This window comes from Streptomyces sp. R35 (assembly GCF_041053035.1).
Lineage (GTDB): Bacteria > Actinomycetota > Actinomycetes > Streptomycetales > Streptomycetaceae > Streptomyces > Streptomyces lutosisoli.
Map to the genome: position 1 here is coordinate 3,149,491 of NZ_CP163440.1, position 13,546 is coordinate 3,163,036.

The window sequence follows — 13,546 nt, forward strand, 5'->3', positions numbered from 1 at the left end:
TCGCGCGAAAGAGCTGACCTCTCATGGCGACCACTCGTTCCTTCTCCTCCGTCGCAACCGCTCCTTCCCCGGCCACGTCCGCCTCCCCGGCACGGCACCGACTGCGTGCCGTCGACCGGGACGAGGTGGTCGACGTCGCCGACTTCCTGCCGCCCGGCGCCACCTGGCTGCCCGCTCCCCCGCACACCCTGCCCGTACTGCCGGGGCAGCCCCCGATGATCGGCTACCTGGTCCTCGTCCCGGCCGACCAGCAGCCCGCGCTGCCGGTCGCCGTGCCGGACCGGCCCGACCCGTCGGCCGCCGCCGGTGACGACCCGCTCGTCCGCATCGACACCGTGCAGCGCACCGCCGAGGTCGACGGGAAGCCGCTCGACCTCACGTACCTGGAGTTCGAGCTGCTCGCCCACCTCGTCGCGCACCCGCACCGGGTGCACACCCGCGACCAGCTGGTCACCACGGTGTGGGGCTACGGGCACGTGGGTGACGGACGGACCGTCGACGTCCACATCGCGCGGGTACGGCGCAAGCTCGGGGCGCAGCACCGGCAGGCGATCCAGACCGTGCGGCGGGTGGGGTACAAGTACACGCCGCCGACCGGCCGTTGACCCGTTGACCGACCGCCGCCGCTGACCGTGGTCTCGCTCCGGCGGATCTTCTGTCAGCAGATTCCCGTTCCGTCCGGCAGGAGGTCCGTGCAGAGTCATCCCCATGACACGCAGACTTCTGATGCTGGGCGGTACGGAGTTCGCGGGGCGGGCCGTCGTGGAGGCGGCGCTCGGCCGGGGCTGGGACGTGACCGTCTTCCACCGAGGACGGCACGAGCCCCCCGCCGGTGTCCGGTCGTTGCACGGCGACCGCACCACGCCCGACGGGCTCGCGGCGCTTGCCGAAGGTGAGTGGGATGTCGTCGTCGACACCTGGTCGGCGGCGCCGCGGGCCGTCCGGGAAGCGGCACGGCTGCTGGCCGGCCGGGTTTCCCGCTACGTGTATGTGTCGAGCTCTTCCGTGTACGCGTGGCCGCGGGCCGCCGGGTACACCGAGGACACGCCCCTCGTGGAGGGGGCCGCCGCGGGGGCGGAGCAGACCGACTACGCGCGGGACAAGCGGGGCGGGGAGCTGGCCGTGCTCGACTCCTTCGGCACGGAGGGCTCGTTGCTGGTGCGGTCCGGGTTGATCCTCGGGCCGTACGAGAACATCGGGCGACTGCCGTGGTGGCTGAACCGGGTCGCGCGCGGTGGTCCCGTGCTCGCGCCCGGGCCCCGTGATCTGCCGCTCCAGTACGTCGATGTCCGCGATCTCGCCGAGTGGGTGCTCGGGGCGGTGGAGGCGGGGCTGAGCGGGGCGTACAACCTTGTCGGGCCGCCGGGGCATACGACGATGGGGGGTCTTCTCGACGCGTGCGTTCAGGTCACTGGGGCTCGGGCGGATCTCCGGTGGACCGATGCCGGCGTCATCCTCGACGCCGGTGTCGAACCGTGGGTGGAGCTGCCGGTGTGGGTGCCGGCCGGGAGTGAGCTCCATGACGCCCTCCACACGGCGGATGTCTCCCTTGCCCTGGGTGCCGGGCTCCGGTGCCGCCCTGTCCTGGAGACCGTGGCGGACACCTGGAGCTGGCTCCAAGGTCTCAACGGGGTGGCACCCCAGCGGCCCGACCGACCGGAGGTGGGTCTGGACCCCACGGTGGAGGCAACGCTGCTCGGCCTGTGACCGTGGGCTTTCTTCGCCCCCGCCGCCCCTACCCGTCCCATCCTCCAGGGGCTCCGCCCCTTCGACCCCGTTCGGTTGTGTTTCGGCTGCGGGCCGGTGGGGGTTGCTCGCGCAGTTCCCCGCGCCCCTTAAAAGAACCCGGGGCGGACCGGCGTGCTTTTAGGGGCGCGGGGAACGGCGCAGTCTTTTAGGGGGGTCTGGGGGCGCAGCCCCCAGGAACGGGATGGGACGGGTAGGGGCGGCGGGGGCGAAAACCGCTCTGGACCACGGGCCGTCGGGGTGCTGCTGGCACCACCCCCGGCCGGGGTGTCTGGCCCAGTGACCCCACTCGGCGGTTCGGCGAGACTGAGGGGCATGGAGATGACGCGGGGCAGCGAGGTTCGGGGGCGGGCGCGGGAGGTCGTCGTGGTGGGGGCGCGGGGGCTCACCCTCGCCGTCACGGGGCTGGCCGGGTCGATCACCCTGTTCGTGCTGGCCGTCGTGTCGATCGTCCTCGTACCGCTCGGCATCGGAATCCTCACGACCCCTTGGGTACTGACCGGCGTACGCGCCTTCGCGAACGCCCGCCGGATCGTCGCCGCCGAGTGGTGCGGGGTAAGGATTCCGGCCGCGTACCGCCCCGTGCCCGAGGGCGCCACCCCATGGTCGCGGTGTTTCCTGATGCTCGGGGACCCGGCGACATGGCGGGACCTGGGGTGGCTGCTGGTCGACATGACCGCCGGATTCGTCACCGCGCTGCTGCCCGCCGCGCTGGTGTTCTACCCCGTGGAAGGGTTCGCGCTCCCTCTCGGACTGTGGCGGGTGTTCACGGACGGGACCTACGTGGGGTGGTGGTACGGGTTCGTCCCGGTCTCCGGGCAGGGCAGCGCCCTCCTCGCGGGCGCGCTCGCCGCCGTACTCCTCGTTGCCGCCTTCTACCTCTCCCCGCTCCTCCTCCGCTTCCACTTCCAGCTCACCCGGTCGGTCCTCGCCCCCGGTGAGGGCGAACTCGCCGAGCGGGTGCGGGTGCTGACCGAGACCCGGCGGGACGCCGTGGACACGTCGGCGGCCGAACTGCGGTGCATCGAGCGGGACTTGCACGACGGAGCGCAGGCGCGGCTCGTCGCGATGGGCATGGATCTGGGGACCGTGGAGGCGTTGATCGAGAAGGATCCGGCGAAGGCCAGGGAACTTCTCGCCCAGGCGCGGAAGTCCTCCGCCGAGGCCCTCACCGAGCTGCGGGATCTCGTGCGGGGCATCCATCCTCCGGTGCTCGCGGAGCGCGGACTCGGCGACGCCGTACGGGCGTTGGCTCTGCGGCTGCCCCTCGCGACCGAGGTGGAGGTCGACCTGGACGGCCGTGCCGACGCGCCCGTCGAGTCCGCCGCGTACTTCGCGGTCAGCGAGGTGCTGACCAACGCGGTCAAGCACTCCGGCGCGGACCGCGTCTGGGTCGATCTGCACCACGCGGACGGCCTGCTGCGCGTGGCCGTGACCGACAACGGCCGCGGCGGCGCGCGGATCGGCGCGGGTTCGGGCCTGCCCGGAGTCGAGCGGCGACTCGGTACATTCGACGGCGTCCTGGCCGTCAGCAGCCCCGCGGGCGGTCCCACCATGGTCACCATGGAGATCCCTTGCGCGTTGTCCTAGCCGAAGACCTGTTCCTGCTCCGCGACGGGCTCGTACGGATGCTGGAGGCTTACGACTTCGAGATCGCCGCGGCCGTCGAGAGCGGGCCCGAACTCAGCCGCGCGCTGGCCGAGTTGGAGCCGGACGTCGCCGTGGTCGACGTACGGCTGCCGCCCTCGCACACCGATGAGGGGCTGCAGTGCGCGCTTCAGGCCCGCCGCGACAGGCCGGGGCTGCCGGTGCTCGTGCTGTCGCAGCACGTGGAGCAGTTGTACGCGCGGGAGTTGCTCGCCGACGGCACGGGCGGGGTCGGTTATCTGCTCAAGGACCGGGTGTTCGACGCGGAGCAGTTCATCGATGCCGTGCGGCGGGTCGCGGCGGGTGGGACGGCCATGGATCCGCAGGTGATTCAGCAGCTGCTGTCCCGGCGGTCCGTCGGCGACCAGCCGCTCGGGCGGCTCACCCCGCGCGAGCTGGAGGTGCTCGAACTGATGGCGCAGGGGCGGTCGAACGCGGCGATCGCCGCCCAACTCGTCGTCACGGAGCGGGCGATCGCCAAGCACACCTCCAACATCTTCGCCAAGCTGGGCCTGGAGGTCTCGGACGACGACAACCGACGCGTCCTCGCGGTACTCGCCTATTTGGATCAGGGCCACCGCTGAATTTCAGTCAAAAGCTGCCGCCAAACCTGAAATCCGAGATCAACTCCCTTGGAAACGGGGGCTTCTGGGCCCATTGTGCCGGAATTGGCCTCACGAACTTCTAAGATTTTCCGAGGTTTCTGAACGCCCCACGCGCCCCCTGCGTATGGAACGGAGCCGCTTCACTCCTGTCGGGCGCCTCGCTGCCCCCGCAAGGAAGTCAGAGGAGTTCCATGGGACGCAACATACGAAAACGCCGTTCGCCGCTGGCCGTTCGCGCCGTGGCCGCGTCGGCAGCTCTCGCGATCGGCGGGGGTGGACTGATCTGGGCGAATTTCTACGCCTCGGCACACGAGGGGAACTCGACGCAGAACCAGACGAAGGCCGCCACCACCCAAGTCGCGACGATCAAATGCCCGGATGTGGGGCAACAGCTGTCCAATGTGCCGAACCAAGCACGTGGCGAGGTCGACGGTGAACTGGCCACGCTCGACCAGCAGATCACCGACGCCTACCAGCGGCTCGCCACCACTCGGGATGCGCAGACCAGGGACGCGAGTTTCGTCCAGAACTCCATCCTCGGGCCGCTGAAGGACAGGCGAGCGGCGATCATCGACCGGATCCAGTTGGAGATCAACCGCGTCGGCGGCAACGCTCCGAACTCGCTCGACGGTCTCGCCACCTGTACTGGACAGGCCGCCGACCAGACCCAGGCCAACACCGGCGGCCAGAACACCGGCGGTCAGAACAACAATGGCGGTGCTACGGCCAGCCCGTCCGCGAGCGCGAGCGCGAGCGCCACCGCCGGCAATGGCGGTCAGCAGGGCGGAAATGGCGGCCAGCAGGCCGGCAATGGCGGTCAGGCCGGGAACGGTCCCGTCGCCGCCGACTTCGTGGACATCACGAAGGTCCAGCCGAATGTGGCCCAGAAGGCACGGACTCAGGCCGGCGGCTCGGCCGGCACGTTCTCGAGTTCCTGCGGTGTGAACGCCAACAAGAAGTTCAACACCGACAACGTGATCGTGGCGCCCGGTGTCACCAACGGCGCGCACCACCTGCACGACTACGTGGGCAACCAGTCGAACGACGCCTTCGCCAACAACGACACGTTCGCGGCGGCCCAGACCAGCTGCGCGAACCAGGGCGACAAGTCGTCGTACTACTGGCCGGTCGTGCGTATCCAGAACGGTACGCAGGACTTCGACCAGAACAACGACGGCGGTGGCAAGGAAGGCAACGTCGGCGCGATCAAGACGGTCAAGCAGGCGCAGATCAAGTTCGTCGGTAACCCGAAGAGCAAGGTCGTCGCGATGCCGAAGTTCCTGCGGATCATCACCGGTGACGCGAAGACCACGACCAACGGCCTCGCGAACGCGAACGCCCACTGGAGCTGCACCGGCTTCGAGAACAAGGTGCAGCTGACGACGCAGTACCCGATCTGCCCCCAGGGCAGCAGCGTGGTGCGCACGTTCAAGTTCCAGAGCTGCTGGGACGGCGTGAACATCGACAGCGCGAACCACCGTACGCACGTGGCCTTCGCCGACGCCCAGGGCAACTGCGCCAATGGCTTCAAGGCGATTCCGCAGCTGACGATGCGCCTGGTCTACAACTTTGCGGCGCCGACCATCCAGAATGGGCAGGTCAAGAACGCCTACGCGGTGGACGGATTCCCGGAACAGCTGCACAAGCCCGCGACCGACCACGACGACTTCATCAACGTCTTCGACGTGAACACGATGAACAAGGTGGTCAGCTGCATCAACAACGGCCAGCGCTGCAGGTAGTACTGACCCACTGAGAAAGCCGGTGGTGGGATTTCCCACCACCGGCTTTCTTCGCTCCTGAAAGACCCCCGGAAGGCCCCTGAAAGGCCCCCAAGTCCTGCGCGGTCAGCCGCTGTGGTGACCGGAGTGCGCGGTCTCGGTTCCCCCACCACCACTACTTCCCGAGTGGTGCGAGGCCCCCTCCTCAACGGTCCCGCCGAGCTGGCCGCGCAGCGTCGTGACCATCTTCTGGTCTCCCACCGCGACCCACTTGGCGCCGACGAGGTACGAACCGCCGTAGTCCTTGGCGCCGTTGAGCCACTCGCGCTGACCGCGGTCGGTGGCGAAGGTCGCCAGGATGAACTTGCCGCCACTGATCTTGCAGACGCCCTGGCGGATCTCGTCGGCGTCCGTCTGGATGTCCGGCGTGCACTTCACCTCGGCCGCCAGGTCCTCCAGGCTGCCGGTCGCCGTGGCGGGGACCGTGTCCTCGGTCGTGGCCGCCTTGTCGCCCGATCCGCCGCCGCAGCCGGTGAGCATCAGCAGGGCCACGGCCGCCCCGGCCAGAAGCTTCTCGCGTGTCAACCTCATACGTTCCTCCGGTACCTGTCGGCGCTCACGCCGATGAGAGCCCCGGCGAGGGCTCTGCCTTCGATACGGCTCCCGGGCGCCCCGCGCTCAATCGATCCCTGTTCCACATCGACGCGCTCGCTGCCGAGCTGCCCGCCGACAGCGACAGCGGCCGATGGCGAACCTCACTCGACCGGCGTCGGCCCCGGGGCGGATACGCCCCCTCCGGGCCTCCGGTCCCCAACGTGACCATCCAATGATTCGCTCGTTTTGCTGAACGTGCAGTCACAGGATGTCGCCCCGCGCCCCGCACCCGCCTCCTCCGGACCGGTCGTCGATGTCGAGCAGGCGGAGGCCGCGCTCGTCGAGCACTATCCTCGGCTCGTCCGGCTCGCCTATCTGGTCCTGCCGCCGAGCCTCGGCCGCAACCGACGGGTGCTGACCGCGCACGCGCTCACCCAGCGCGCACTGCCCCGGGGCCGTACGTCGGGTGACGCGTCGGTCATCCCGGCCCAGCCGACCGGTGGCGGCCGCGACGGCGACCCGGGCTACGCCTTCGTACGCCTCCAGGTGGTGCGTACGGCCCTGGAGGCCGGCCTGCCGCTGCGACGCAAGGCGTGGCCCAAGCGGTCCCAGCTGCCGCCGCTGCTGCCCCAGGTGTGGGGGCTCAGGCTCTTCCCGCGTTCGGGCGGCGCCGACGAACTCGCCCTGGACCAGCGGCTGTCGGCGCTCTCCGGTCCCGCCCGTGCCGCGTATGTGCTGCGCGGTCTGGAGAAGCTCTCCGACACGAACGTACGGAAGGTGCTGACGGCGACGGGGGTCGAGGATCCGGGCGCGGCCCTCGCGGAGGCCGGGGGCGTCGAGGCCCAGGACGCGCTGCTCGACTCCCCCGAGTTCGACCCGTGTTCGCTGCACGCCCGGCCCACCGACCTGATGCGGCGCAGGCAGCACATGAAGGCCGCGCTCGCCGCCACCGCGGCCGTGGCCGTGTGCGGTGCGCTGCTCGGTCTGCCCGGCGACGGATGGGGCCCCGACGGCGCCGCGGCACCCTCGTACGCGCAGAACCCGGCGGCCGAAGCCGCCCTGGATCCCGGCAAGTTGACCAGGGTGGCGGCCATGGCCTGGGAGTCGTCCGCACGCACCGACTTCTCCGTGTGGCCCGCGCGCGGCAACCTCGTCCACGACACCGCACTGCTGCGGCGCGCGCTCGCCGTATGGGCGCGGCCCGGCGAGTCCGTACAGGTCTCCGCGACGCCCGGCACCCCGTCGGGCGCCCCGGCCGGACCGCCGCAACTGCTGTACGCGGGCGAGGTCGACCAGGCGCGCGTGGTGCTCCTCTACGACGGTCTGCGCATCGCCCGGTACGCGGAGCCGAAGGACGGCACGAGCGGGGCGGCCCTCGACTTCGCACGCGTCGACGGAGCGGGCGGGGCCGAGGCGGAGGCGGTGGTCGTGGGCCGGGCCGACAGCAACGTGCGGTATCTGACGGCCCCCTGGGTGAAAAAGGCCGCCGAGCGGGACCTGATGAAGCCGTCCTCCGGCGCGATGGACCTCACCCTCTCGGCCGACGGCGTCACCTCCCCGCTGGCCAGCCCGGCCACACAGGCCGGCACCTGTACGTCGTGGAACGTGCTCCAGCTGAAGGACGACTCGGGCACCCACCTGATGACCGACCTCGGCGAGCTGGCCCCGGCGCACCTCACCGCGGGCCGCCCCTCGGCGCCCCACGAGGCGTCGGGGGCGCAGGCCCTGCGGACCTGGTCGCCGTTCGCCTGCTCCCTCGCTGCCGTGCGCTCCCAGGGTGTGCGGTCGGTGAACGCCTGGCAGTACGCCCAGCAGCCGCTGCCCGACGCGAGCGGCAGCGCGGCCTGGGTGTGCACCCGCGCCGACACCTGGCGGGGCGGCGGCACGCGCGTGCTCGCCCAGTTCCGCACCCCGGGCGGCACATACGGGGCGGTCGCCGCGAAGGCCGAGAACTCCCCGTCGTGCGGCTCCCGCGACCCGCATGTGCTGGCCGGGGTGCTGTGGAAGTCGGCGGCGGGGTCCTGGTACCTGCTCGCGGCGGGCAGCCAGGACACCGAGTCGATCCGGGCGACGGGCGGAGTGCGCGGTGCTTCTCAGGGCAACGTGCTGACCGTACGGGCCAAGCAGGGCGCGCAGGCGGGCCTGAAGGGGACGCTGAGCGACGGCAGGCAGATCAGCGGACTGCGCTAGGCCCTGTCGTCAAATTCCCGTCGTCCGCCCGGAGGGCGGGCCTCGCGGCGTCAGGTGCGTGCTCTCGGCGTGCCGGGCACAGACCGACGTACTGGACGTACTTGGGTCTGTGCCCGGTGCGGCGAGAGTGCGTGCATGGCGTCGCGAGGCAGACGGGAATTTGACGACAGGGCCTAGGCCCTGTCGTCGTGCGTCGTGGCCTTCAGGCCCAGCTGTTCGTCAGCGGTTGAAGGACGCGCCCACCTCGAACGTGCTGGTGTCCGCGAAGCCGAGGCTGGTCGGGGGGAAGGCCTTGGAGCCCGTGGCCGTGGTGCCCGTGGCGCTGCCGGGGAGCACCCACAGACCGCCGGTGTAGCCGTCCGCGCCTCCGGGGTGGACGGTGAACACGCCGATCAGCGCGTCGGAGCGACCGTCGCCGTTGACGTCGGTGGCCTTGGCGCCCATGCCGAAGCCGCCGTACCGGATGGCCTCGCCCGGCACCCCCGGCGTGTTCTGGGTGAACGCGGTGGCACCGCTTCCGGTCAGGCCGCCGGGACCGCCGCGCAGGACGGTCACCTTGCCGGGGTCGGCCAGGTTGCTGTGGTTCTCGTCGGGGCTGGTCGCGATCACGTCCGGGTAGCCGTCCGCGTCGACGTCCCCGACGGTGACCTGCTTGCCGAAGTGGTCCGATCCGACGTCGGAGTTGGTGTCGGGCACGCCGGGCGTGTCCTGGCTGAAGTGGACCGGCTTGCGGTTCGGGTCCTGGCCGTCGGTCCCGCCGTAGACGACGAGGAACTCGCCCTTGTGGTTCAGGGCGAAGGGCTGCGGGAGGACCACGTCGTCGTGGCCGTCGCGGTCCAGGTCGCCGATGGCCAGGCGCTCGCTCTGCCGGTGGTTGAGCGGGTTGCCGGCGGAGTCCTTGAGGTACCCGGCATCCGTGAAGCCGGCGGCGCCGCCGCGCAGCACGTGGATCTTGTTCGTCGGGTCCAGCGTCCCGGTGTCCCACGACACCAGCAGGTCGGTGACGCCGTCGCCGGTCACGTCGCCGGTCGCCAGCATGGTGTCGGCGTAGGAGGGCTCGCCGGTGTCCACGCCCAGCGGCTTGCGGGACGCGGGCGTGCCGGTGCGGTCGATCGGGCCGAGGAGCACCGATCCGGCCTCGCCGCCGCGGCCGTTGCCGACGGCCAGGTCGCGCTTGCCGTCGCCGTTGAAGTCGCCGGACGCGAGGTCGTTGCCGGCCAGCAGGCCCTGGACCGCGGGGGTGCCGAGCTTGACGGTCGTGGCGCCGTGGGAGGTCAGGCCGTTCGGACCGCCCCAGATCAGCTTGACCTGCCCGGCGTCCTTCCAGGAGGTGCCGCCGGCGGTGTAGTCCTCGCCGGGGGCCGAGACGGCCAGGTCGGCGTAGCCGTCGCCGTCGAAGTCGCCGGTCGTGGTGGCCGTGCCGAACCAGTCGGTCGACTCGGCGGTGCCGGGGACCCCGGCGGTGCTCTCGGTGATCAGCTTGCGGTGTGTGCTGCTGAGGCCGCTCGCCGAGCCGTAGAGCACCGTCACGGCGCCGCTCTTGTTGAGTGTGGACGTGGAGTACAGGCGCAGGTTGAGGACCACATCGCCGTAGCCGTCACCGTTGAAGTCGTCCACGAGCCGCTTGGCCGGGGCCGCCATGGCGGCGTGGCCGGCGGTCGCAGCGAGGCCGCCTACAGCCAGGGCGGCCGTTGCGGCGCAGGCGAGGACACGTCTGAGGGGCAGGTGCACGGCAGAGTCTCCTGTTGCAGTTCGTGCGGGTTGGCGCGTAAGTGACCCGTGTGCCAAGGCTTTGGTTGTACGGAATCCATGAGTCCGCCTCTGCATGAGATCCATGAACCCGTCTGTGTACGAGATCGATCAGCCCGTTCCTGCACGAGGGTTCCCCAGGGACTTACCCGTCAGTACATTGACGGCATGTCTAACAAGCAGGCCCGGCTGCCCCGGCCCGTCGAAAGCGAGCGGATACCGCTCAAGGCGCGGAAGGTGTCGTTCTCCTGGGAGGACACACCGCTGCACTGGGTGCCCGGCGATCCGTTCGCCACGCACACCATCAATGTGCTGCATCTGCTGCTGCCGGCCGGTGAGCGTTGGTTCGTGCATGTGTACAAGCAGGTGCTGCCCCACATCCGGGACGACCGGCTGCGCGAGGACGTCATCGGGTTCATCGGGCAGGAGGCGATGCACTCGCAGGCGCACGACGAGGTGCTGCCGCATCTCAAGGAGCTGGGGCTCGACCCGACGCCGTACACCGCCCAGGTCGACTGGCTCTTCGAGAAGCTGCTCGGCGACCGCACGCTGCCGCCGGGCAAGGCCCGCAAGTGGTGGCTGATGGAGCGGGTCGCGATCATCGCGGCGATCGAGCACTACACCGCCTTCCTCGGCAACTGGGTACTGAACGCACAGGAGTTGGACCGGCGTGGCGCCGATCCGACGATGCTGGACCTGCTGCGCTGGCACGGCGCTGAGGAGGTCGAGCACCGGTCCGTGGCGTTCGAGCTGTTCATGCATGTCGACGGGAGCTACCGGCGGCGCGCGCGGACCTGGGCGACCGCGTTCACCGCGCTCGTCTTCCTGTGGCAGCGCGGGGCACGGTTCTTCATGGAGAACGATCCGACCCTCGCGGCGGGCAGGGCGAGCTTCAAGGACTTCTATGTGAGCGGGAAGCGGGGCGTGCTGCCGTCGACGCCGGACATGCTCAAGTCCATCCCCCGCTATCTCAGCCGCAGCTATCACCCCTCCCAGGAGGGCTCCACCGAGCAGGCCGTCGCCTATCTCGCCTCCTCCCCCGCCGCGACGGCGGCTTCCGCCGCGGAGAAGGGGGCCGTGTGATGCCCCGGCTGCGGACCGTCGTCGCCGTCGCCGGTGCGGCCCTGCTCGTCAAGCGTGCGATGCGCCGCCGCATCGAGGCCTCACCGCTGTGGCCGCTGCCCGCCCTGGAGGAGCCGGTCTCCGGCCGGCCGCGCTCCCGGGCGCTGCGGCTGCGGGTCGCCCGGCATGAGCGGGTCGCCGACGGTGTCGTACAACTGCGCCTCGAGGGAGGCGAGTTGCCGCGCTGGGAGCCCGGCGCCCACCTCGATCTCGTGCTGCCGTCGGGGCTCGTACGGCAGTACTCGCTCTGCGGGGACCCGGAGGACACCTCGTCGTACACCGTCGCGACACGGCTGGTCGAGGACGGGCGGGGCGGGTCGCGCGAGGTGCACGAGCGGCTCCGGGAGGGCATGGAGGTCGAGGTGCGCGGGCCGCGCAACCGGTTCGCCCTCGCGCCGGCACCCGCGTACGTCTTCGTCGTGGGCGGCATCGGGATCACCCCGGTCCTGCCGATGCTGCGGGCGGTCCAGGACCGCGCCGACTGGCGGCTGCTGTACGGCGGACGGACGCGCGCCTCGATGCCGTTCCTGGAGGAGATCGAGAAGCTGCGCGGCGGCCATGTCACCGTCGTCGCCGAGGACGAGGACGGGCGGCCGGACCTCGACGCACTGCTGGCGGACCTTCCGGAGGGCACGGCGGTCTACTGCTGCGGTCCGGAGGGCCTGATGGAGGCGGTCGAGGCCCGCGTGCCGGACGGGGCCACGCTCCACCTGGAGCGATTCGCCGCGCATACGTCGAGCGAGGGCAACGGCTCCTTCGAGGTCGAACTGCGCCGCAGCGCACGTACGGTGACCGTCGCCGCCGACTCCACCGTCCTCGCCGCCGTGCGCGCGGAACTGCCCGACACCCTGTACTCCTGCGAGCAGGGGTTCTGCGGAACCTGCCAACAGCGGGTGCTGGAAGGGGAGATCGAGCACCGGGACGAACTGCTGACGGACACGGAGCGTGGTGACTCGATGCTGATCTGTGTATCGCGGACGCGCGGTGGGAGAGTCGTGTTGGACATGTGAACGACCGCGGGCGGACCGGCCCGTTCCGGGCCGGATCCGATCGGTAAGGTGTTCGCATGACAACCGGGGTACGCCGCAGGATGGGTGTCGAGGAGCGACGGCAGCAGTTGATCGGCGTCGCCCTCGAACTGTTCAGCCGACGCTCGCCCGACGAGGTCTCCATCGACGAGATAGCTTCGGCCGCGGGCATCTCGCGGCCGTTGGTCTATCACTACTTTCCCGGCAAACTCAGCCTGTACGAGGCGGCGTTGCAGCGCGCGTCGGACGATCTCGCGGGACGGTTCGTCGTGCCCGAGGAGGGCTCGCTGGGCTCACGGCTCCTCCAGGTCATGCGCCGGTTCTTCGACTTCGTGGACGACCACGGTCCCGGTTTCTCGGCGTTGATGCGCGGCGGGCCGGCGGTCGGCTCCTCGAAGACGAACGCGCTCGTCGACGCGGTACGGCAGGCCGCGTACATCCAGATGCTGTCGCATATGAAGATCGAGAATCCGCCCGCCCGGCTGGAGCTGGTGATCCGCTCGTGGATCTCGCTCGTCGAGTCGACGGCGCTGATCTGGCTGGAGGGCCGGCGGATTCCGCGGGGCGAGCTGGAGGCGCAGCTCGTGCACGACTTCGCGGCGCTGGCCGCCGTCAGTGCCGCGTACGACGAGGAGATGAGCGAGCTGCTGCGCACGGCGCTCCAGGGCGAGCCGGGCGACGGGCCGTTCAGCGACCTCGCCGTCCGGCTGATCGCCCTGGCCTCGCCACCGGCGTCGTAAGCCCTTGTGGGGTTAGTCCCCTACTCCTCGTACTTCCGGTACGACGGGTCCAGATCGCGCACCTCGGCGGACGCGTGCACCGTCGAGACCCCGTCGGTGGGCTCGATGTGCTTGCGCAGCAGCTCCAGTACGGCTTCGGTGAGCTTGGCCTTGGTCTCGTCGGACCGGCCGGCGAGCAGGGCGAGCGTGACGTTGACGATCGCCGGCCCGTCCGCGTCCCCTCCCACCACTTCGTCCTCGGTCCGCAGGACCCGCGTCTTGCACGCTTCGAGCCGCGCGGCCGCTACCTCGACGACCACCGGGTGCAGCGCGAGTGCGAACGCGCTCCAGTTGACGTGATCGAGCCCCGGGGAGCGTTCGATGGTGATCTGCGGCATGGGCACTCCTGTACTAGGTGTCTCCGA

Annotated in this window: 12 protein-coding genes; 9 read left to right on the top strand and 3 right to left on the bottom strand. The window is 70.6% G+C overall.

Going from position 1 to position 13,546, the window contains the following annotated elements; genetic code table 11:
• Positions 1–23 precede the first annotated feature (23 nt).
• From AB5J50_RS14580 to AB5J50_RS14600, 5 genes are all read left to right on the top strand, one after another.
• Entirely contained in the window at positions 24–605 is a 582-nt protein-coding gene (locus AB5J50_RS14580; RefSeq protein WP_369258151.1) for a winged helix-turn-helix domain-containing protein, read from the top strand.
• A 121-nt stretch (positions 606–726) separates the two neighbouring features.
• Complete coding sequence (locus AB5J50_RS14585; protein ID WP_369265395.1) at positions 727–1,707, top strand: NAD-dependent epimerase/dehydratase family protein; 981 nt, start codon at positions 727–729, stop codon at positions 1,705–1,707.
• 360 nt (positions 1,708–2,067) lie between these two features.
• On the top strand, positions 2,068–3,336 hold the full coding sequence (locus AB5J50_RS14590) for a sensor histidine kinase (RefSeq protein ID WP_369265396.1): 1,269 nt from the start codon (positions 2,068–2,070) through the stop codon (positions 3,334–3,336).
• Positions 3,321–3,977 carry a LuxR C-terminal-related transcriptional regulator gene (locus tag AB5J50_RS14595; protein WP_369258153.1) on the top strand — a complete coding sequence of 219 codons (657 nt, stop codon included), beginning with the start codon at positions 3,321–3,323 and terminating at the stop codon, positions 3,975–3,977. The genes AB5J50_RS14590 and AB5J50_RS14595 overlap by 16 nt, the downstream gene beginning before the upstream one ends.
• 212 nt (positions 3,978–4,189) lie before the next feature.
• Positions 4,190–5,740 carry a DUF1996 domain-containing protein gene (locus tag AB5J50_RS14600; RefSeq protein ID WP_369258155.1) on the top strand — a complete coding sequence of 517 codons (1,551 nt, stop codon included), beginning with the start codon at positions 4,190–4,192 and terminating at the stop codon, positions 5,738–5,740.
• A gap of 105 nt (positions 5,741–5,845) precedes the next feature.
• Here AB5J50_RS14600 and AB5J50_RS14605 read toward each other — a convergent pair whose 3' ends face one another.
• The gene (locus AB5J50_RS14605; RefSeq protein WP_327428172.1) at positions 5,846–6,310 is read right to left on the bottom strand and encodes a hypothetical protein; all 465 of its coding nucleotides are present in this window, start codon (positions 6,308–6,310) and stop codon (positions 5,846–5,848) included.
• Between the two features lie 258 nt (positions 6,311–6,568).
• Here AB5J50_RS14605 and AB5J50_RS14610 point away from each other — a divergent pair, with 258 nt between their 5' ends.
• Positions 6,569–8,503, top strand: coding sequence for a hypothetical protein (locus AB5J50_RS14610; RefSeq protein WP_369258157.1), 1,935 nt, complete (start codon positions 6,569–6,571; stop codon positions 8,501–8,503).
• A 219-nt stretch (positions 8,504–8,722) separates the two neighbouring features.
• On the opposite strand, the gene AB5J50_RS14615 is transcribed toward AB5J50_RS14610, so the two are convergent.
• Complete coding sequence (locus tag AB5J50_RS14615; protein WP_369258159.1) at positions 8,723–10,234, bottom strand: FG-GAP-like repeat-containing protein; 1,512 nt, start codon at positions 10,232–10,234, stop codon at positions 8,723–8,725.
• A 186-nt stretch (positions 10,235–10,420) separates the two neighbouring features.
• Here AB5J50_RS14615 and AB5J50_RS14620 point away from each other — a divergent pair, with 186 nt between their 5' ends.
• From AB5J50_RS14620 to AB5J50_RS14630, 3 genes are read left to right on the top strand one after another with little or no spacing between them, the layout of a single operon-like run.
• Entirely contained in the window at positions 10,421–11,335 is a 915-nt protein-coding gene (locus AB5J50_RS14620; RefSeq protein ID WP_327428175.1) for a metal-dependent hydrolase, read from the top strand.
• On the top strand, positions 11,335–12,384 hold the full coding sequence (locus AB5J50_RS14625; protein ID WP_369258161.1) for a 2Fe-2S iron-sulfur cluster-binding protein: 1,050 nt from the start codon (positions 11,335–11,337) through the stop codon (positions 12,382–12,384). Before AB5J50_RS14620 ends, AB5J50_RS14625 begins: the two co-directional genes overlap by 1 nt.
• Before the next feature lie 56 nt (positions 12,385–12,440).
• Positions 12,441–13,142, top strand: coding sequence for a TetR/AcrR family transcriptional regulator (locus tag AB5J50_RS14630; RefSeq protein ID WP_369258163.1), 702 nt, complete (start codon positions 12,441–12,443; stop codon positions 13,140–13,142).
• Positions 13,143–13,162: 20 nt separating this feature from the next.
• Here AB5J50_RS14630 and AB5J50_RS14635 read toward each other — a convergent pair whose 3' ends face one another.
• On the bottom strand, positions 13,163–13,519 hold the full coding sequence (locus AB5J50_RS14635) for a 5-carboxymethyl-2-hydroxymuconate Delta-isomerase (protein ID WP_369258165.1): 357 nt from the start codon (positions 13,517–13,519) through the stop codon (positions 13,163–13,165).
• Positions 13,520–13,546: the final 27 nt, after the last annotated feature.

What these genes read in the sequence shown, in the direction of transcription:
- AB5J50_RS14635 (WP_369258165.1), bottom strand. Translation starts at nt 13,519, where the DNA reads ATGCCGCAGATCACCATCGAACGCTCCCCGGGGCTCGATCACGTCAAC.
- AB5J50_RS14620 (WP_327428175.1), top strand. Translation starts at nt 10,421, where the DNA reads ATGTCTAACAAGCAGGCCCGGCTGCCCCGGCCCGTCGAAAGCGAGCGG.
- AB5J50_RS14585 (WP_369265395.1), top strand. Translation starts at nt 727, where the DNA reads ATGCTGGGCGGTACGGAGTTCGCGGGGCGGGCCGTCGTGGAGGCGGCG.
- AB5J50_RS14630 (WP_369258163.1), top strand. Translation starts at nt 12,441, where the DNA reads ATGACAACCGGGGTACGCCGCAGGATGGGTGTCGAGGAGCGACGGCAG.
- AB5J50_RS14600 (WP_369258155.1), top strand. Translation starts at nt 4,190, where the DNA reads ATGGGACGCAACATACGAAAACGCCGTTCGCCGCTGGCCGTTCGCGCC.
- AB5J50_RS14625 (WP_369258161.1), top strand. Translation starts at nt 11,335, where the DNA reads ATGCCCCGGCTGCGGACCGTCGTCGCCGTCGCCGGTGCGGCCCTGCTC.
- AB5J50_RS14590 (WP_369265396.1), top strand. Translation starts at nt 2,068, where the DNA reads ATGACGCGGGGCAGCGAGGTTCGGGGGCGGGCGCGGGAGGTCGTCGTG.
- AB5J50_RS14605 (WP_327428172.1), bottom strand. Translation starts at nt 6,310, where the DNA reads ATGAGGTTGACACGCGAGAAGCTTCTGGCCGGGGCGGCCGTGGCCCTG.
- AB5J50_RS14580 (WP_369258151.1), top strand. Translation starts at nt 24, where the DNA reads ATGGCGACCACTCGTTCCTTCTCCTCCGTCGCAACCGCTCCTTCCCCG.